The organism is Saprospiraceae bacterium (genome assembly GCA_016716185.1).
Taxonomy (GTDB): domain Bacteria; phylum Bacteroidota; class Bacteroidia; order Chitinophagales; family Saprospiraceae; genus Vicinibacter.
On sequence record JADJWV010000003.1, the window covers coordinates 40,637 to 59,035 of the forward strand.

Annotated in this window: 21 protein-coding genes; 13 read left to right on the forward strand and 8 right to left on the reverse strand. The window is 39.4% G+C overall.

Features of this window, described 5'->3' with window-relative positions:
• The first annotated feature begins 10 nt into the window (after positions 1-10).
• The 5 genes from serS (at position 11) to IPM34_13415 (ending at position 4,378) form a co-directional block, all read left to right on the forward strand.
• Positions 11-1,291 carry a serine--tRNA ligase gene (serS, locus tag IPM34_13395; protein ID MBK8956532.1) on the forward strand — a complete coding sequence of 427 codons (1,281 nt, stop codon included), beginning with the start codon at positions 11-13 and terminating at the stop codon, positions 1,289-1,291.
• 93 nt (positions 1,292-1,384) lie between these two features.
• Positions 1,385-2,065 (forward strand): zinc metallopeptidase, encoded by a 681-nt coding sequence (locus IPM34_13400; GenBank protein ID MBK8956533.1) that lies wholly within the window; start codon positions 1,385-1,387, stop codon positions 2,063-2,065.
• Between the two features lie 31 nt (positions 2,066-2,096).
• Entirely contained in the window at positions 2,097-2,660 is a 564-nt protein-coding gene (frr, locus tag IPM34_13405) for a ribosome recycling factor (GenBank protein ID MBK8956534.1), read from the forward strand.
• A 102-nt stretch (positions 2,661-2,762) separates the two neighbouring features.
• Positions 2,763-3,173 carry an OsmC family protein gene (locus tag IPM34_13410; protein ID MBK8956535.1) on the forward strand — a complete coding sequence of 137 codons (411 nt, stop codon included), beginning with the start codon at positions 2,763-2,765 and terminating at the stop codon, positions 3,171-3,173.
• A gap of 8 nt (positions 3,174-3,181) precedes the next feature.
• The gene (locus IPM34_13415) at positions 3,182-4,378 is read left to right on the forward strand and encodes a hypothetical protein (GenBank protein ID MBK8956536.1); all 1,197 of its coding nucleotides are present in this window, start codon (positions 3,182-3,184) and stop codon (positions 4,376-4,378) included.
• A 549-nt stretch (positions 4,379-4,927) separates the two neighbouring features.
• On the opposite strand, the gene IPM34_13420 is transcribed toward IPM34_13415, so the two are convergent.
• The 3 genes from IPM34_13420 to IPM34_13430 are packed head-to-tail and all read right to left on the reverse strand — an operon-like array spanning position 4,928 to position 6,664.
• Positions 4,928-5,419 carry a periplasmic heavy metal sensor gene (locus IPM34_13420; GenBank protein MBK8956537.1) on the reverse strand — a complete coding sequence of 164 codons (492 nt, stop codon included), beginning with the start codon at positions 5,417-5,419 and terminating at the stop codon, positions 4,928-4,930.
• Between the two features lie 45 nt (positions 5,420-5,464).
• On the reverse strand, positions 5,465-6,091 hold the full coding sequence (locus IPM34_13425) for a hypothetical protein (protein MBK8956538.1): 627 nt from the start codon (positions 6,089-6,091) through the stop codon (positions 5,465-5,467).
• Positions 6,092-6,094: 3 nt separating this feature from the next.
• Positions 6,095-6,664: an RNA polymerase sigma factor gene (locus IPM34_13430; GenBank protein ID MBK8956539.1), complete on the reverse strand. Its 570-nt coding sequence runs from the start codon at positions 6,662-6,664 to the stop codon at positions 6,095-6,097.
• A gap of 320 nt (positions 6,665-6,984) precedes the next feature.
• Between IPM34_13430 and IPM34_13435 the strand changes: the two genes are divergently transcribed.
• The 3 genes from IPM34_13435 to IPM34_13445 all read left to right on the forward strand — a co-directional run bounded on the left by IPM34_13435 (position 6,985) and on the right by IPM34_13445 (position 8,862).
• On the forward strand, positions 6,985-7,536 hold the full coding sequence (locus tag IPM34_13435; protein ID MBK8956540.1) for a 1-acyl-sn-glycerol-3-phosphate acyltransferase: 552 nt from the start codon (positions 6,985-6,987) through the stop codon (positions 7,534-7,536).
• Between the two features lie 115 nt (positions 7,537-7,651).
• Positions 7,652-8,458 (forward strand): T9SS type A sorting domain-containing protein, encoded by an 807-nt coding sequence (locus IPM34_13440; protein MBK8956541.1) that lies wholly within the window; start codon positions 7,652-7,654, stop codon positions 8,456-8,458.
• Between the two features lie 101 nt (positions 8,459-8,559).
• Complete coding sequence (locus tag IPM34_13445; protein ID MBK8956542.1) at positions 8,560-8,862, forward strand: hypothetical protein; 303 nt, start codon at positions 8,560-8,562, stop codon at positions 8,860-8,862.
• 715 nt (positions 8,863-9,577) lie between these two features.
• Here IPM34_13445 and IPM34_13450 read toward each other — a convergent pair.
• Positions 9,578-10,516, reverse strand: coding sequence for a hypothetical protein (locus IPM34_13450; protein MBK8956543.1), 939 nt, complete (start codon positions 10,514-10,516; stop codon positions 9,578-9,580).
• 186 nt (positions 10,517-10,702) lie between these two features.
• On the opposite strand from IPM34_13450, the gene IPM34_13455 reads away from it, so the two are divergent.
• Entirely contained in the window at positions 10,703-11,311 is a 609-nt protein-coding gene (locus IPM34_13455) for a DNA-3-methyladenine glycosylase (protein ID MBK8956544.1), read from the forward strand.
• Positions 11,312-11,445: 134 nt separating this feature from the next.
• Here IPM34_13455 and IPM34_13460 read toward each other — a convergent pair whose 3' ends face one another.
• The 4 genes from IPM34_13460 to IPM34_13475 form a co-directional block, all read right to left on the reverse strand.
• Entirely contained in the window at positions 11,446-12,777 is a 1,332-nt protein-coding gene (locus IPM34_13460) for a hypothetical protein (protein MBK8956545.1), read from the reverse strand.
• 261 nt (positions 12,778-13,038) lie between these two features.
• Positions 13,039-13,680 (reverse strand): DUF2306 domain-containing protein, encoded by a 642-nt coding sequence (locus tag IPM34_13465; protein MBK8956546.1) that lies wholly within the window; start codon positions 13,678-13,680, stop codon positions 13,039-13,041.
• 466 nt (positions 13,681-14,146) lie between these two features.
• Complete coding sequence (locus tag IPM34_13470) at positions 14,147-15,358, reverse strand: hypothetical protein (GenBank protein MBK8956547.1); 1,212 nt, start codon at positions 15,356-15,358, stop codon at positions 14,147-14,149.
• A 364-nt stretch (positions 15,359-15,722) separates the two neighbouring features.
• Positions 15,723-16,274, reverse strand: a complete 552-nt coding sequence (locus tag IPM34_13475) for a hypothetical protein (protein ID MBK8956548.1) — start codon at positions 16,272-16,274, stop codon at positions 15,723-15,725.
• A gap of 529 nt (positions 16,275-16,803) precedes the next feature.
• Between IPM34_13475 and IPM34_13480 the strand changes: the two genes are divergently transcribed.
• The 4 genes from IPM34_13480 to IPM34_13495 are packed head-to-tail and all read left to right on the forward strand — an operon-like array spanning position 16,804 to position 18,399.
• Complete coding sequence (locus IPM34_13480; GenBank protein MBK8956549.1) at positions 16,804-16,989, forward strand: ATP-binding cassette domain-containing protein; 186 nt, start codon at positions 16,804-16,806, stop codon at positions 16,987-16,989.
• A complete protein-coding gene (locus IPM34_13485; protein ID MBK8956550.1) occupies positions 16,956-17,621 on the forward strand; it encodes an ATP-binding cassette domain-containing protein in 666 nt (221 codons plus the stop codon). Before IPM34_13480 ends, IPM34_13485 begins: the two co-directional genes overlap by 34 nt.
• 21 nt (positions 17,622-17,642) lie before the next feature.
• Entirely contained in the window at positions 17,643-18,107 is a 465-nt protein-coding gene (locus tag IPM34_13490; protein ID MBK8956551.1) for a hypothetical protein, read from the forward strand.
• The gene (locus IPM34_13495; GenBank protein MBK8956552.1) at positions 18,100-18,399 is read left to right on the forward strand and encodes a hypothetical protein; all 300 of its coding nucleotides are present in this window, start codon (positions 18,100-18,102) and stop codon (positions 18,397-18,399) included. Before IPM34_13490 ends, IPM34_13495 begins: the two co-directional genes overlap by 8 nt.

An 18,399-nucleotide genomic window follows, 5' to 3' on the forward strand; every position in this document is an offset into this window, starting at 1 on the left:
CACAGCACAAATGGTTGAATTGAGAATACTTAGAAAGGATACATCGGCAGTTGTAGATGCTTATCGCAAAAGAAATCTAAACGACGGCCAGATTGGATTGGTTTATGAAATTATTGACCTGGACGATACCAGGAAAAAATTACAATCTCAAATTGACCAACAACTTGCCGTGCTTAATCAACTTGCAAAGGAAATAGGCGAATTGTTTAAATCCGGCAAAACCGAAGAAGCCAACCAATCCAAAGATAAAGTAAATGCATTAAAGTCAACATCCAGGGAACTGGAACTTCAATTGGACCAGGTAAAGCAGTCCATTGAGGAAAAATTATTGGCGCTTCCCAACATCCCTAACGAACTGGTTCCTCAGGGCTCGACACCTGAAGAAAATCAAATTGTTAAAACAAGCACTGAAACTTTACCTCAACTACCCGAATCGTGTTTACCGCATTGGGAGCTGGCTAAAAAATACAATTTATTCGATATGGAACTTGGCGTAAAATTGTCGGGTTCTGGTTTCATCGTCTATCGTGGTCAAGGTGCGAAACTTCAGCGGGCTTTGATCCAGTTTTTCCTGGATAAAGCTGTGAACGCCGGTTATGAAGAGATCCATGCTCCACTTCTGGTGAATGCCGATTCTGCAAGGGGAACGGGTCAACTTCCAGACAAAGAGGGCCAGATGTATTTTGTCGAAAAAGACGATTTATATCTGATCCCTACCGCTGAAGTGCCCATTACCAATATATTCAGAAATGAACTCCTCAAAGACGATCAATTCTCGATAAAATTATGTGGTTATACACCTTGTTTCAGAAGGGAAGCTGGATCCTATGGTGCACATGTAAAGGGTCTTAACCGGGTCCACCAATTCGATAAAATTGAAGTTGTTCGCATTGAAAATGTAAACCGCTCCTATGCTGCTCTCGATGAAATGTTGGTACATGTCGAAAGCCTTTTGAACGATTTGCAGTTGCCCTACCGGATCCTGCGGCTTTGTGGCGGTGATCTGGGCTTTGCATCGGCACTCACCTATGATTTCGAGGTCTATTCAGCAGCTCAGAAAAGATGGCTGGAGGTAAGTTCCGTTTCCAATTTTGAAAGTTTTCAAGCCAACCGGTTAAAACTCCGCTATAAAAATGAAAAAGGGGAATCCATTCTCGCTCATACTTTGAACGGAAGCGCTCTTGCCCTGGCTCGGATTGTCGCAGCTTTGCTGGAAAACAACCAGACAGGAGAAGGAATTGCAATTCCTCCTGCACTCAGGCCTTATACGGGATTTGACTGGATCCGTTAAGAAATTTTTAATTAAAATTTGAAATCTTATAGGCCCGGTGGCTGTTATTAAAGAACTTAAAATTATACAACTATGCCATTTTCTGGAGATTACATGATTTATTACATCCTTGTTATAGCCCTTTCTTTGGTAGGAATGTGGGTTTCAGGCAGATTGCAAAGCAAATTTAAAGCCTATTCCAAAGTTGGTCTGAGAGCCAATCGTTCGGGCCGTGAAATTGCAGCTGATATGTTGCAATACTATGGATTGCATAACGTTCGGGTGCTGGAGTCTGATGGCTTTTTATCAGACCATTACAATCCGGTCAACAGAACCGTAAACCTGAGTCCAGAAGTTTTTCATGGCAGAAGTGTTGCAGCAGCAGCAGTGGCAGCACATGAATGTGGGCATGCTGTTCAACACGACACGGCTTATTCCATGCTTCAACTCCGGTCAAAACTGGTTCCTGTTGTAAAGTTTGCCAGTGTAGCCCAGCAATATCTCTTATTGGCAGCTTTTATGCTGGCAAATACTTTTCCAAGCCTGATGCTTGTAACCATTATCCTGTTTGCCATAACGACCTTATTTAGCATCATTACCTTGCCTGTGGAATTCGATGCCAGTAAACGCGCCTTGGTGTGGATCGATAAGAGAGGGGTGGTCACCTCTGAGGAATATGCCGGTGCTAAAGATTCATTGACCTGGGCAGGAATGACTTATGTTGCCGCCGCACTTTCTTCACTTGTTATGCTTGTTTATTTAATTTTGCGCTACGTCGGTGCAAACCGGGAATAAAGCCCATTTAAAACATAAAAAACAAATTAACATGTCGGCAGAATTAGATGCAGCCTGGTCAAAAGCCAAAGAAGAGTTTGAAAAAGCAATGGACCACCTCCAAAAGGAATTGCAAAAGGTAAGAACCGGGAAGGCTTCCACTTCCATTTTTGATGGCATTCTCGTCAATTATTATGGATCGCCTACTCCCGTTGGACAAATTGCAAACATCAGCGCTTCTGATGCGAGGACGCTTACCATCCAACCCTGGGAAAAGAAAATGATCAACGAGATTGAGCATGCCATTTTTGCTGCTAATTTGGGATTGACACCGCAAAATGATGGCGAACTGATCCGGATTTCCATTCCGCCATTAACCGAAGAGAGAAGAAAAGAATACGTAAAACAGATCAAGCACTACGGTGAAGAAGCGAAAGTCAGCATTCGTTCTACCCGGCATAAAATTCTGGATACCATTAAGAAAGAGCAAAAGAACGGGCTTCCGGAAGATATAGCCAAACGCAAAGAACACGATATTCAAAATCAGGTCAACGATTATTCTTCCAAAGTTGATAAGATCATCGAGGCAAAAGAGAAAGAAATCATGACCGTTTAATATTAAAGTCGGCATTGACCGCTTTTAAAAATAAAATAACGGATTCCTTTGGGGATGCGTATTGTTGATCTTTTATCGTTGTTCTAATCATTTTCCGAAATTATGAAAACTGCAGAAGTCGTTTACCTGGGAGAATTACGGACAGAAGCTACCCATCTCCGCAGCGGACAAAAAATTCAAACGGTTGCACCGCCCGACAATCAGGGAAAGGGAGACGCCTTTTCTCCAACGGATCTTGCGTCGACCTCTCTGGCTAGTTGTATGATGACTATTATGGGAATAGCTGCCAGAACATACCAAATTGAAATCACCGGCATGAAAGCAGAAGTGCAGAAAATTATGGCGGACCAGCCACGAAGAATAGCGGGAGTTGAGATCGATCTGTTTATGCCCGACATCCGGTATTCACAAAAAGAAAAAGCAATTCTGGAACATGCCGCACATGCCTGTCCTGTCGACCGGAGCCTCCATCCGGATTTAAACTCGGTCTTGCGCATTCATTGGAAGGATTGATTCCTGTTATGGAATTCCCAACCATACTACTTCCCGCATCCAAAAGCATTTCGAACCGCTTATTAATCATTCAGGCACTTGGTAATTTCAAAAACGTCTTGAAAAATTTGTCGGAATCTGATGACACAAATTTCCTCAAGAAAGCCTTGCATGATGTAAATGAAAGGATTCAAATCGGAGAAGGGGGAACCACGTTGCGATTTGTTCTGAGTTATTTTGCGATGATTGATCGCCGGGTAGTTCTCGAAGGAAAAGGATTGCTCCGGAACAGGCCGCTGAAGCCCTTGCTCCTCTTGCTTGAAAAAATGGATTGCACTTTTCGCTTTGAAAATGAAGAATATAAAATACCCCTGCGGATCGACAAGGGAATAGACAAGAATTATTCCGATCCGGTGCAAATGGAATCAGGCATCAGTAGCCAATTTGTTTCTTCAATCCTGCTCATCGCTCCTTATTTCAAGCACGGACTTCATCTCAGCTGGTCAGAAGATGGCGTTTCGGAACCATATATCCGGATGACTTTGAGCTTAATGAAAGAATTCGGGATCCAATGGAGTGCTACGTCACATGCAGTAAACGTAGAAGCGGGAAGTTACAAAGGTCATGATTATACGGTGGAAGCCGATTGGAGTGCAGCAGCTTTCCCTCTGGCCTGGATTGCGCTCTGCGATGAAGCCCATTGCTTTTTTCCCAATCTCAAAAGATCCGGTTTACAAGCCGATGAAAGAATACTCGATTTCTTAAAAGCTTTCGGTGTGGTTTCACGAGAAACGTCAGATGGGATAATGATCCATAAAACAAAAGCTTCCCTGCCTGCAGCAATTGAATTTGATTTCACCGAATGCCCGGATCTCTTTCCAGCACTCAGCATTTTTTGCGCCCTTCAAAAAATAAATGCTCGATTCAAAGGCTTGCATCATTTGGTCCACAAAGAATCCAACCGCCTGCAAATTATCTCGGAATTCCTTACTCAATGCGGCGTTGAAATCCGCGAAATCGAATCCGATCGCGACTTGTATTTTAAAATGGAAACATTCCATTTAGATCACCACATTGCTCTCGATAGTCACGGCGATCACCGTATCGCTATGGCATTCAGCCTTCTTTATAAACTAACACCCGTTCGCATCGCACCGGAAGTCGTAAGCAAATCTTTTCCGGCGTATTGGGAGGAATTTGAGAAATGGAGACGGATAGGAATGTAGGCCTGGAGGAATGTAGGCCTGGAGGAATTTAGGCCTGGAGGAATTTAGGCCTGGAGGAATTTAGGCCTGGAGGAATTTAGGCCTGGAGGAATTTAGGCCTGGAGGAATTTAGGCGTTTAGGCGTTTAGGCGTTTAGGCGTTTAGGAAACTAACGTTTGTTAGTAATATTTAATTTGCTGAATTATTTTTTTTCGCGCAATATTGTAAGCTCCACTTTACCCTATAATTTTACCCCCCCCTACGGGGCTGAATTTGGTATTAATTAAATTTCTTAAATGCATATGCTATTCTCTTTGCTCAATCAATAAAAAGGCTGAAGGCGTAAGGCTGAAGGCGTAAGGCTGAAGGCGCAAAGCCTAAGGTAGTCGCTAACCTTTGCTACGAAGGCTCAAAGGCTCAAAGTTTCACAAATCAGATCTTTTGAAATAAGAATTTACTCCCCTTACAATTGACTTGCCCCCTATTTTTACTTTACAACGATCAAACAAACATTTATCAAACAAACAACTGACTGCTTGACTACGAACTGCCAACTGGGGACTGCCAACTCTATTTCATCGGTCTTCCTCGTCCCATTCGGTTATCTCTTCGCTCCTTAAGTTTGCGGAGGACTTCGTGATTGAATTCCTTTTCAGCTGGCTCGAGCTTAGCAAGCTTTTGTGCGGGCAGGATGGCTTTGAATTTTTCGTAATAGTTGCGTTTTAAATTCAGCTCTTTTTCCTGTACGGCCATTTGTTCTTCCAGTTCCTTTTCAGATTCTTCCTCCGATAAATTCCCTTTGCGTTGTTGCCGCTTTCTGTCCATTATATCCCTGCGCAATTCCATTCGCTTTTTGGAATATTCATTGTAAACCGGCCAGAATTTTGCAGATTCCTCTGAAGTAAGGTCGAGTTCATTAGTAAGAAAGGCTACCCGCATAGATTCCATTTTCTCGATCATGCGTTCATTTCCTTTTCCCGGAGGGCCGGGTGGTGGACCATCTTGCGCCTGCAGACAAACAAAGCAGACAAACAAGGCCAGGAGTGTACTCCATTGTTTCATAGATTTCGATTTTATTTTTTAGTTCGATAAGTTAATTTATGGTGTTTATTCAAGGTATTCGATTAAAAGATCTTCCGTAGATTCATCCAGTTCCCCCATAACATCAAGAACATCGAGATCTGTTTCTTCTATCAGTGAAGCAATGAGTTCCTGATCAAAATCATCGGCATAGGTAGTCACATATTCCAACAACTCCTCATCAGAACATTCTGCAAAGAATAACGTGGTACTTTCATTTTGCTGCGACCATTTTATTGCAAATAAACCTACTGCAGTGAACAAACATGCTGCTGCAGCATAATACCAGAGCTTCTTCATTTGAATGACCCGAGTCGAAGTCTGGATGGTTTTGCGATTCAATCTCGATGATAAGCGATCGTAGAAGGACTCGAAATAATTCTCCGGAACTTTAAACCCATCGGAATCAGGCAAACACTTCAGTGCATCGATTTCAATTTTTTGCATAAGTTTTTCGGGAAGCGTTTCAAAATAACCTTGTGGAACTCCAAATCCTTTAGAATCATTTGTATCAGTTCCACCGACACATTGCGCCAGGATCATAGGGCCTGCATTTTCGAAATAATCAGCAGGGACCTTAAATCCATCTGCATTCTTCAGCGTGTTGCCAAAAGGCAAATCCGGATCTTCCCGATATTGATTTTGATTGTCCATTTTTTATATTAATTCCAATGATTTAAAATATTCTTCAATTTTCTTGACTGCGTGATGATAAGATGCCTTCAATGCTCCTTCTGAAGTGTTCAGAATTTCCGACATTTCCTTGTACGACATCTCATCGTGGTATCGGAGTAAAAACACCTGTTTTTGTTTATCCGGAAGCCTTACCAAAGCCTCCTGCAGCCGCATTTGAATTTCATTTCCTTCAAAATAAGGGTCTGCAGCCAACTGTGCTATCGCCGGGTGTTCGCTTTGCTCATCCACCCCGTCATACTGATACCTTTTGTTTTTATCCAAAAAGCTCAGACACTCATTGGTGGCTATCCGGTATAACCAGGTAAACAAACTGCTCTTGCCTTCGAACTGGTGTATACTTTTATACACCTTGACAAATGTATTTTGCAATACGTCGTCGGCATCTTCGTGAACCAGCACCATCCTCCGGATATGCCAATACAATTTTTGCTGGTATTTTTCAACCAAAGCCCGAAAACCCTTTTCCAGAGTTAATTCCCCGGCTATCCATTCCAGAATGATCCGGTCATCCGTATTTTTTAATCCCGCCATCGTTTTTAAGACTGTTTTAATCTTCTAAAGTTTAACGAAATAAGCTGATTTCTCATATTCTTTTCAGGTTTTTGACCATAAAACAGCCCAATTGATCCATAAATATTGATTTGATCGAAAAATTAGCTGATTTGGCTGAAAAGTAGTTTTGAAATCAGGAAGCCAGTTTACAGAAATTGAATTAAAGAGTAGATTCGGCTAACTGGATTTGGCTCAGCTTGTGTCTTTTACCTATGTTAAAGCCCAATATTCAATGCTTTTTATGAATCAGTTGTGTTTGATTCAATACGAGCCAATAATTTTGCATGTTAATTATCCATATGCAAAAAATCAGTCAATGGATTTTAAAGCTATTCGGCTGGCGATACGAAGGAGCCGAAACACTGAGAAAACTGGATCAGTTTGTCGTTGCAATCGGACCACATACATCCAACTGGGATTTTCCACTCGGGCTGCTGGTCAGATGGGCTGGCGGGTTGCAAAAAATAAGGTATGTCGGAAAGGACAGCCTATTTAAACCCCCTTTTGGTTGGATATTCAGGGCATTAGGGGGCATTCCTGTGGTTCGTTCTCAAAGCAAAAACCAGGTTGAAATGTATATCGAGCTTTTTAAAGCTCATCCGGTATTTGCAATCGTGATCGCTCCGGAAGGAACCCGCAAAAAGACCGATCAACTCAAAACCGGATATTATTTCATTGCAAAAGGTGCCCGGGTACCCATAGTTCCTGCCACCATTGATTACAAATCCAGGACAGTTTGCTTTCACCAGCCCTTCCTGGCCACCGAAAATGCAGAAAAAGATATGCTGGAGGTCGCCAGATACATTGCCTCCGTTCAGGGAAAATATCCTGAAAACAGTTACAAATTGTAAACTTCTGCGTTACCCATTTAACCTTTTGTTAAATCGTCAGTCATAAATAGCAACTAACTTTGCCAAGCGATGCAGCCTATGAAAAAAATGATCTACTTGATTTTCCTGCTTTCTTTTGTCGGTTTGGTCACCATGTCAAATCAAAAAGGCAGGGGGTTCTGAAGGTGCCAAAGGAAGTACTGGGGCACCAGGAGACGATGACACCGTTTGTAAGTCTTGCCACAATGGCCCGATTAATGTCGAAGTGAAAATTCACATTCTGGACGGACTTGATACCATTCAGGAATACGAACCCAGTAAAAGTTATTCCATCCATGTTCGGGTCAATAAAACCGGTGGTAACGACCCTAAAGCTTATGGATTCCAAATGACTTTGTTGAATGCTGCTGAAAAAGTAAACGGACCTAATTTGAAGGAGATCAGTCCCATCAGTTCTAATGTAAAGCTCATCACCCTAAGAACTGGTCGACTGTATGCTGAACATGTTGACCGGAGTGAAAAAAATTTATTTGAAATACAGTGGACGGCTCCTGTTAAAGGTTCAGGTCCCGTAACCATTTATGCCGGTGGTACCGGAGTGAATTCGAATGGTTCGGATAGCGGCGATGGAGGAAACAAAGTAGCCCTGCAGGTCAATGAAAAAACTGCCACCGGAACAGTACAATCAGGATTTAATGTTGCAAAAGTTTTCCCTAATCCATTTCACGATAAAGTACACATTGAGAGAAACAGCCAGGAAGTTGTGGTTTATGAACTCTTCGATTTCTTAGGAAAAAGGATAGAGGCCGGTCAGTTTAATTCCAAGCTGGAGACTTTGGATTTATCAGAGCAGAAAGATGGAATTTATTTCCTGAAATTTCTGGATCTGCATTCACGCGTAATTAAAACGCAAAAACTCATTAAAAGGAATACAAGGACCTGATCGTTTGAATTGAATTCGCAGTCGCTAAATTGTAGATAAAATTATTTTCTCTGCAACTCTTTTTGGTATGGATTTAATTTAGAGTATCTTCAGAACATTTTATGAGCGATTCATTTCTGCCGGAATACAACGAACGTTTTTTAGAAGAGCTGGATCTTGAAAAACACTGGCTGGAATCCATTGAAGGAAGGGTAAATGAATTATTAGAGACCGATCCGGGACTATTATTCAGCCATTTATACCGGCTGGATGTGGAGGAGCATATTTTAGCGAATCTGATCAAATTTTGTTCGGCAGATTCCCTTCCAAAAGCCATCAGCGAAGAGATCTGGAAACGACAAAAGGCGCGGGCAATCAGTCGCAGAGATCATCCCCAAAATCTGATATTGGATTCGGACTTTTAAGAGAGGCCTAAGACTAAAGGCTTAAGGCAAAAAAATATGGAAGATGGATGGTGGAGTATACAGGATGGCGAATATAGAATAGAGAATAGTTTATAAAATTTAATAGTCAAAAAGTCAAAATCCCGATAAAATTGCATAATATTTTAGTAAAGAAATAATTCCCTTTATTTTATCGGTAAAAAAAAGTCCAACATCCCCCCTTTTCAAAATCTAACGTTCGTTAGTAACCTTGAACTTCCAGCTTTATGCTTCAGGCTTTAAGCTCTATTTCTTCCGCCTTAAGCCTTAAGCCTTAAGCCTTTTTATTGATTGAGCAAAGAGAATGAAAATGATGTTAAAATGACTCAAGAAACTGACTTTTAATCCAGATAGGAAGATCAATTAATGAAATCTCAAAGTTACTTGAAATCGGGACTGAATTCTGGCTGCTAAATACGGGATGCAGTGTGTATGGAGCAATTTAAGTGGGTGATAACTAACAAATGTTCGTTAACCAAAATCCAATATCTGAGAACTGCAAACTGAGAACTGCAAACTGAGAACTGCAAACTGAGAACTGCAAACTGAGAACTGCAAACTGAGAACTGCAAACTGAGAACTGCAAACTGAGAAACTGCAAACTGAGAACTGCAAACTGAGAACTGCAAACTGAGAACTGCAAACTGAGAACTGCAAACTGAGAAACTGCAAACTGAGAACTGCAAACTGAGAACTCCTAATCTCTATTCCCCTGATACCAATTTCTCAAAACCGCTTCTGCCTTTTTTCCCTGGGGAGTGTAATCTTTTTCCGGAAAACCTTCATGTCCTTTTCCTTCCGGAAACCATTTCCATAAAAATCCACCTGCCCACCAGGGTTTTTCCCATAAACTGGAGAACAAAGCCTGATAAGCGTTTGCTTGCACCATTTCATTGACAGGGATGGATTGCATAATTTTTTCGACTTCCCAGGTTTTACCGGCACTTCCATCGACACTCAGGTATCCAAATTCCGTAAATAAAATTGGTTTCTGAATCTTTTCGGAAAAATCTTCAAGCAATTTCAGATAAGGGTCCCATGCCTGTTTTAGATCCGCTAAACCGGGATTCCTGCCTTCCGATAAAGGAAAATAAGCACTGATTCCAACATAATCCAATGCATCCCAAAAAGGTATATTCTGAAATTGATCCCAATTGGCACTGTAGACCAACTTACCCTGGTAAATTTTCCGGATCTCAATTATCAGATTTCTGAAAAATGTTTCTCTTTTGATTGCCGCTTTATCGTATTCCGTAGCGATGCACAGAAGTGGTACATTTTCATCTTTGGCCATTCGCACGTACATCATCAGGTATTCGGTATAACTCTTCTCCCAGACCTGCCATTCATTTTCAGTTTGAAAATCAATGGCACCAACCCAGGATCCATGAATATAGACTTGCGGTTTGAGCATGATATGGATCCCCGACTTTTTGGCCAGACGTATGCATTGCCTGATACCTTCGGGCTTTTCTCCCCACCATTGCCAGTGAAGGTTTGCAAAGCGGACTTCAGGATGATGCTGGGACGAGAACCCGTACGGAATAAAACTGACCCAATTCGCACCAACGCTTTTTACATCGATCATCGGATCTGTTGTAAACGGATCGGGAGGGCAACAAAATTTAATCCGCAAATTCTTTCATTTGAGGGATTATAATGGAATTTCCAATGCCAAATCAGGAACAGAAACACCAGAAAACTAACTGAGAGATAAATTAATTTCAAATAAAATGTACTTTCACGTTAAGGTAATAAAGATATTCATCAACTTTAAATTGTTGTATTGAGCATTCCAAATTAAATCCTTTATTCACATTTAATGCAAATTCCTAAAGAATACTATTTGAATAGCGATGTTGTTTTTCTAGCACAGGATATATTGGGAAAAGTGCTGGTATTTAATCGTCAAGGCATTCGCCATTCCGGTATAATAATAGAGGCAGAAGCTTATCGCGCTCCTGAAGATAGAGCTTCACATGCCTTTGGCAACAGACTTACCGAACGCACGAAAACCATGTTTTATGAGGGCGGACACGCATATATCTATGTTTGTTACGGGATCCATGAGATGTTTAATATTGTTACGGGACCAGAAGGGCTCCCACATGCCATTTTGATTCGGGCATTGGAACCACTTGAAGGAATTCAGGAAATGCTGAGAAACAGGAATATGCCGGAAATTCTATCCAGGATCACCAAAGGTCCCGGATCGCTGACACAGGCTTTGGGAATCGACCGGAATTACAATGCCTGTAAGTTATATCATCCGGATAGTCCATTGCAAATACACGATCAAGGAATCTCCTATACGCCTCAACAAATTGGAAACTCTAAACGCATTGGGGTTGAATCTGCAGGAGATGCAGCTGAATGGTTATATCGATTCTATGTAAAAGGAAACCGTTTTGTAAGTGGTAAAAAATTATAGTTTGTTCCAATATACCGCAAACCGATTGTAATAATTTTAATAACAAATGTGACGGTGGAATACCCATTTATATTTATAAAAAGTATTTGCCAAACCAGGAACCTTAACTTAGAGTTCCACTGGGAAGCAGGACCCTATTGCGATGGATCCCGGACATGAAGTATTCTTATAATTAATAAGCTTGCCGCAAAAGGGACTAACCAAATCATTTTACATCCTAGCCTATCTATTGCATTTGCAAATGTTCCGCAATCCCAGGCATTCAGCACTATACCCCCTAAAAAAATCAGTACAATGATTTTCACATGACTGCCCAGGATTCCTGTAAATAAAGGCCAAATAATCAAAATGGCCATCAATCCTAAAATAACAATGATCTGAAATAGAGTATTAAAAAAGTCTATGAAGGCAAATTGGGATTGGTTTTGCTTTGAAGAAGAGTAGGCTTTCAATTCGTGTGGAAAATATTGGGAAATTCTTTGGTACAAAAGCGTTCCCTTAAGAAAACTTATGTTGCCATCATTGATTGAAAATAGTTTCAATTGTTGAATTGTAGCTTTGAACGACTCGATAAGATGCATAGCAATAAACTTTGGTTGAGTTAGCGTAGCGTAAATTATTTCATTGAATTCTTTTTCTGTTTCTCTCCATCCTCCAATTTTATAAAAAGGACTTTCTTCATCCCATATAAATTTATAAGCTCTGTCTGGTAAAGAATCTTTGTAAGCACATAATTTATATTGTTTAGCAGCGCAGAAGTCTTTCAGGTAATTTTTTAAAATTCCATGCTCAACTAATGCTCCCATAAAGAAAACATGTTTTGATTTAGAGAGAGCCGAGCCCATTGTAATTACGGAAGTGATTGTTAAAAGAAGAAGCCATACAATTTTTGAATTTCTGTCGGGGCAATTTTTTATTGGTAGAAGAAAATTTCTCAAACTGAATATCAAAAGAAGTAATATCCCGAACAATAAAATATGAGACATATGGGTTGCAACTGAAATAAAAAATATAGCATACAACAAAACCACAACCCAACGACTGGTTGTACTGAACAAAACAAGTATTAAAGAAACTAAGGCAATTGGAGTAAATACATCAGGCATAATTTGGCTTACGGTCCATGAAATACCTGTAAATACGGATAGAAATGCAATAATCAGGAGTCCATATTTGAGATAGGAATTGCTCCCTGTGATGAGCCTCACAAGAATATAGATAAGATACGATAGGATTATTCCCTGAAAAAAAACTACAAGCCATAATGATAATCCGTTCATACTGAAAATTCGTATTAAAAGTCCATAGGCAATAGGCCTGTCAAACGGTGTTTCCAGTTCAAACCCAGAAGCAATGTATGTTGAAGTGTCTGAATAAACGATTGGGAATCCGTTATAAAAAGCATCAGTCATCAGACAAAGTGCCCCAAGAAAAACAAAGAGAATAAACTTAAAGTTTTCTTTCATATTTAAATGTCGCTTACGACAGTTCGTTCAAAACTACCGTTGTAAATCCGAAGTTAAATGAATAGGATTTATGAATGCAATATTAATGATTTGCAGCGCGAAAATTACTAAAAAAACAGAGTTGGATTCTTCCGTACATAAATTATAACTCCTTTATTCTTCCTAAAATTCGTTGTCATAGCCAAAATATAAGAGGGCTCTCCGATGGGTACCCAATCATTAAAACATCAGATGAGATGGTTCCAATTTCTCATTCGGCTTTCATGAGACCTTTAAAGTGGGATAAGTTTGTTTATTTGCTTCTGCGCTTTTATTTCTTATAATGATCCAGGCAACTATGAGGTTTGGAATCCAACATAACCAGGCTACGATTCGGTAAGCACTATTGAAATCGCCCAAAGTAAAAGTTAATAAGGGAAGCCAAACTCTTAAAGTCACTGCTGCAAAACAAGCTGCGTAACTAAAGATCATAAGTTTTTCGTGGCGATCCATATTTCCCCTTCTAATGGCCGTGTATCCCGAACCAGTCGTTATTAACCAAATTATGCCAAGAAAAAAGAATCCAAGAATACTTACGATTCCTCCAGTAGCGAACAAAGCAATATAGAGACTACTGACACCACTAACGAGGACAGAAATTACATAGATCTTGCCAATTGCTTTATGCAGCTCATTCTTTTTGATCCTCAACTTCGAACTAAATTGCAGCCATCCTACTAATAAAGCCAGTCCACCGAAAATTATATGGCCGTAAAAAGCCATGTTCCATAAATGGTCATTTAACAGATCTTCTGATTTTGAAGACAATAATCCAAATCGCCTGTCCATCAGAAAATAGATCATTGGATACAGCCCAATAAGCGTGGATAAAGTACCCACGAGAATCCAAGAAATTTTCTTCATTTGATATGATTATTTGATTTTAAAGAGATCATTTAACATTGATATTAAAAGTGGCTTAAAATTTCGTTCAAAATTCAAAACGAATAGAATAAGCTTTTCAGAACTAAAGACGGTCAACATCGAACAGCGGATTATAAGATTATCAAGTGTTAGAGTTTTTACTTCAAGAAATATTTTTTATGCTCATATAATTCAATAGGAGATAATCTGTATTCATAATTAAAACGCATGATTTTAAATACTTCATTAATAGTAATTCAGCCGGCATAACGTTGAACCAGTTAAGCATTTCATGTAATTTTTTATATAAAAGGGTCCTTTTCTTAAAATCTATAAAATGCAACACAATCATTTACCAACCCATTATAGACCCTGTCAGTTCAATTGTATTACATACATAAAGAGACCTTTAATGTCATTATGTTTACTCTTTCAATACAAATGTAAACTTGCAGACATTATTATTTCAATGGCTCACAAATATTTTATGGAGCTTGTTGTCAGTTTCTATTAAATAAAGTCCGTTCTGAAACTCTTCGGTCGAAATACGATTGACGTTTTCTCTTTTTAAAATTAACCTTCCAAAAATATTAAATACCCTTACGACTTTAACTTTAGCTGAGAAATCCAAAACTTCATCAGCAGGGTTTGGGTAAGCCAAAATGGATGGGTAGGAGTTCCTTTCATCATTAGCAGTTGCAACATTAGTTGAAATTGGTCCGATGTATTTTTTTGCAACTACCAAGTGGTCGAAGTAAACATTACCCATATGATTTGGCGGATTCTGGTCATTAAAATTACGAAGCCATAAATAATTAAGATTGAGAGCTTTATCATTTCTAAATTGAAATCCTTCAAAAGGTAATCCGGCTCCTTCTGTAAAATAATTATAATTCCAGGTTCCTGTTGGAAATTGATAACCCAGGTCAGATACCAAAATTCCGTTCACCCATAGTTTAATGGCGCCATTAGATGAAGAAACGGGGTCATTGAGCTTAATCATAACCTCAATACAATTCCAGGCAGCCAGTTCAATGTTGTCAAAAGAGGTGTTATTGTAAAATTGATTTCCATAATATGGCCCAAGTGAACTCTGATGCATCCCCATCCAATATGTGTATAAACCAAATAGGGAATTTGCAGTTGGCCTTCCGTTGGCAATATCCTTTATTTCTGTTCCAACATGGAATTCTTTATTCCCTGATGGTAAATTTCCACCAATATTCCCAGGTATATTAGCAGGTGGATTTTTTCCACCAATCCATAAGCCTGAATGGTGATAAATTGTGTTGGTATCGTATTTAATATAATATCTAACGAAAATAGAATCTACAATGTCAGGAGCAATCAACTTGTAGAGCAAAGTATTCTGATTAGTGTTTGTGCCATCTTGTATGGTTACAAGTCGCAATGATTTATTTCCAGGACTGCCCTTAGGCACGGAAGGGTCCGAAAGGATATTTGAAGCATTCGGAGAAATTTTATTCCAGTTTCCGCTTGAGATTAAATTATTAACGGAACCTTCAAACATTTCTACAAAAATAACATTCGAATCTTTTTGTATATTATTATCAAAAGGATAGCTGCTTGCGATTTGAGCATTTAGTTTTCCTGCCGTTGTCGGAATTAATCCTACAGCCAGAAATACAACAGCATTAAATTTGGATTTATGCCTCATGTTTAAGATGTTTTGAACTTTAATATGCATGACTCACTTTCAATTCAAATGAAAGTTATTGATTTTTAATAAAAATACAATATTCCGGTAGAAATTTCAATTAATTTTTTAAATAGAAATAGTAACAGAGACTGAAAATCCATTGTGGAACTTTTATCAAATATGGCCTCGGTTCGAAGCTTATAGAACCCAGGTATTAGAGTTGGGAACCATCTACGTCCAACTGTTGGTTTTGAGAGTCCGCATAAATTGAAAAGTCAGTTCAATCTTCCTTTCATTTAAACCCATATTTTCGCAAATACAATAGCCCGTTTGAAGTTGGTTAACCAAAGATCGATCCAAAGTTATTAAGACTTCCTGGTCATTATTCCTTGTTGAGTGATAAACTTCTGTAATCTTTCCAAAGATAGACCACCCACAAGACACCTAAAAATTGAATACCTGTATATGCTAAAGTGTTGGACAAATTATCGTGACTGTAAGTTCCATTGACCACATTCCAATACATGAAAAAAAATGGAAAGAATATGAGTAGGGAACCTCTTCTTAACCAGGCAGGATAAATCCTGCAAAAACTAATCAATACGATCGCAGGCAATAAAGGCAATAATACAGTTGCCATCTTTTCATTGTTTATGGCTGATACAGAACTCGATGCAAATGAAACTCCATAGGCAATGCCCAATAAAATATAACCGACACCAAAGGGGGAAGCCAGATTTTGACCCCGAGAACCAACTTGCCTGCTCGCCAACACACTTGCCATGATGGCCATGCTATCTCCAATTTGCCAGGAAGTCATTTGTTCAAAACTTTCCCAGGGAAAAAACGAGCCCAGTATACCCAAACAAAAATTGGCTATGTAACCAACCGATATAAAAATCAGAAGTAAACGAGTTTCTTTTTCAGGATTCATGATTTTATAATATTTCTTTATTGTCCCAATGCAATTTTATTTCATTCCTTCTCACCCCATCATCCAATAAGAATCAAACAAAAGTAGCAAAACCTCCACTACTGCTATTGCATTCTAAATCTCCAGAGTTTTCTTCAGCTTTTTACTCTGGCCTTTAATCATGGCGCTGTGCTCCATGGCTGGGTTCAATCTATTCGGTTAATTCAATACCAACCTGGGGTTTGCCCTGAAGTTCTGTTTTGGCTTTTACAATAAGGAGTGTCCAATTCCAGAAGACCGGTCTGACAAGAACCTATATTTTAAGATTTCGGGACCCATTTTCTATCGTTTGAGAGGTTTAAACATGAATTTCATCTCCAAATTCAAATTTTTTTTATTAAATATTATAATATATTATGTTGTATTTAAGTGTTTTATACATTATAGATAAAATTATTTATTAAAAACTTCAAAAAAAACTTGGATCGGTAAAATATTCATGTATACCTTTGTGGTGTACTATTAAACTAATACACTAAAACAATAGACAATGATACAGGTAAATGAAATGAGTTTCGGATACCGAAAGAAAAAGGCTCCCCTGTTCCAGAATCTGAATCTTCAGCTGGAACCCGGAACCATCAATGGTATCCTCGGTAAAAACGGTGCCGGTAAAACTACTTTTCTGAGAGTGGTTTCGGTCTGCTGTTCCCTCAGCATGGTGAGGCCCTGGTAAACGGTGTTGAAAGCCGCGATCGTCATGTAGAAATGCTTTCCGACATGTACTATGTTCAGGAAGAATACATTCTTCCCGAAGTCACAATTAAAAGATATGTCGATTTGTATGCCAACTTCTATCCCAACTGGAACCAGGAAAAATTCGAAAGCATCCTGGTCGAATTCGAACTGCCCTCTGATGGCAAGCTTAAGGAACTGTCTTTTGGCCAGAAGAAAAAATTCCTCATTGCATTCGCATTGGCTACCGGATGTAAACTCCTGATTTTAGACGAACCCACCAACGGTCTGGATATTCCGTCTAAAATGGTGTTCAGAAAAGTAGTTTCCGCTTCTTTAAATGAGGACCAGTGCATTTTGATCTCAACCCACCAGGTGAAAGATGTAGCCAACTTATTGGATCGCATCGTGGTGGTAGAAGGTGGCCGTGTGATCTTCAACAAAGATCTTTACAGCATCTCTTCTGCATATCGCTTTGATTTCGTACCGGGATCACAGCTTCCCGAAAAATACATTTACGCAGAACAAGTTCCGGGAGGCCACGTCGTCATGAATCCAAATACGGATCATCAGGTTCAAACCGAAGTGGATATTGAAATATTATTCAATGCCATTATTTCAAAATCAATTTAATCCTGCTAAAAATCAACAATTATGAACAGCTCATTTAGTATGAACAGAATAAACTGGTTGACCAAAAAGGAATTTTACGAATCGTTTCTTCCTTTTTTCAGGATCATGGGTATTGTGCTCGTTGGAATCCTGGTACTCACCAGTGTTGTCGCCTACTTCGAATCAGGAAATGTCGGGACCGTATCACTTGAAGGATTTTTTGTAGTCTTCGGATTTATCTATATCGTCAATTCGTTTGAAGAACTCAAAAAATTACCCACGCGAGCGGATTATCTGAATTTACCTGCCACCACCTTTGAAAAGGTATTCACCAAATGGTTGTTTGGTAATATCCTTTACTGGATAGGTGCCGTAATCATGTTTTACATGTTTTATCTGGGTCACCAGCTCATCGTAGATGTGATTATGAAAAAAAGAAACCGGTGGATACAATATTTTCACCAAAGAAAATCTACAAGGACTTCATTTTACGATTGTTGTGTTTAGTATTTTCTTCTTTGGAGCAGCCATGTTCAACACGGGTTCCTGGTATAAAGTAATCCTTTGGACCATCTTAGGAGCATTGGCTTACATGTTGCTGGTGACCATTTTTGCTTACCTGTTGTTTCCGGAATTCAGAGATGGCATACATGGTGTCGATGTCGATCACAATGTGCCCATCGATCTCATCCTCGAGGATTTCTGGATGTTTAAATTCGGAAAGTTTTTCATTCAATATTTGGCTGCACCTTTCTTCTGGTATATGACTTATTTAAAAATAAAAGAAAAGGAGGTGTAA

Excerpts from the sequence above, each read along its gene's own strand:
- frr (MBK8956534.1), top strand. The coding sequence starts at position 2,097 with ATGTCGGCAGAATTAGATGCAGCCTGGTCAAAAGCCAAAGAAGAGTTT.
- IPM34_13475 (MBK8956548.1), bottom strand. The coding sequence starts at position 16,274 with ATGAATCCTGAAAAAGAAACTCGTTTACTTCTGATTTTTATATCGGTT.
- IPM34_13400 (MBK8956533.1), top strand. The coding sequence starts at position 1,385 with ATGATTTATTACATCCTTGTTATAGCCCTTTCTTTGGTAGGAATGTGG.
- IPM34_13490 (MBK8956551.1), top strand. The coding sequence starts at position 17,643 with ATGAACAGCTCATTTAGTATGAACAGAATAAACTGGTTGACCAAAAAG.
- IPM34_13455 (MBK8956544.1), top strand. The coding sequence starts at position 10,703 with ATGCAAATTCCTAAAGAATACTATTTGAATAGCGATGTTGTTTTTCTA.
- IPM34_13420 (MBK8956537.1), bottom strand. The coding sequence starts at position 5,419 with ATGAAACAATGGAGTACACTCCTGGCCTTGTTTGTCTGCTTTGTTTGT.
- IPM34_13460 (MBK8956545.1), bottom strand. The coding sequence starts at position 12,777 with ATGAAAGAAAACTTTAAGTTTATTCTCTTTGTTTTTCTTGGGGCACTT.
- serS (MBK8956532.1), top strand. The coding sequence starts at position 11 with ATGGTTGAATTGAGAATACTTAGAAAGGATACATCGGCAGTTGTAGAT.
- IPM34_13480 (MBK8956549.1), top strand. The coding sequence starts at position 16,804 with ATGATACAGGTAAATGAAATGAGTTTCGGATACCGAAAGAAAAAGGCT.
- IPM34_13465 (MBK8956546.1), bottom strand. The coding sequence starts at position 13,680 with ATGAAGAAAATTTCTTGGATTCTCGTGGGTACTTTATCCACGCTTATT.
- IPM34_13430 (MBK8956539.1), bottom strand. The coding sequence starts at position 6,664 with ATGGCGGGATTAAAAAATACGGATGACCGGATCATTCTGGAATGGATA.
- IPM34_13425 (MBK8956538.1), bottom strand. The coding sequence starts at position 6,091 with ATGGACAATCAAAATCAATATCGGGAAGATCCGGATTTGCCTTTTGGC.
- IPM34_13435 (MBK8956540.1), top strand. The coding sequence starts at position 6,985 with ATGCAAAAAATCAGTCAATGGATTTTAAAGCTATTCGGCTGGCGATAC.
- IPM34_13410 (MBK8956535.1), top strand. The coding sequence starts at position 2,763 with ATGAAAACTGCAGAAGTCGTTTACCTGGGAGAATTACGGACAGAAGCT.
- IPM34_13415 (MBK8956536.1), top strand. The coding sequence starts at position 3,182 with ATGGAATTCCCAACCATACTACTTCCCGCATCCAAAAGCATTTCGAAC.
- IPM34_13470 (MBK8956547.1), bottom strand. The coding sequence starts at position 15,358 with ATGAGGCATAAATCCAAATTTAATGCTGTTGTATTTCTGGCTGTAGGA.
- IPM34_13445 (MBK8956542.1), top strand. The coding sequence starts at position 8,560 with ATGAGCGATTCATTTCTGCCGGAATACAACGAACGTTTTTTAGAAGAG.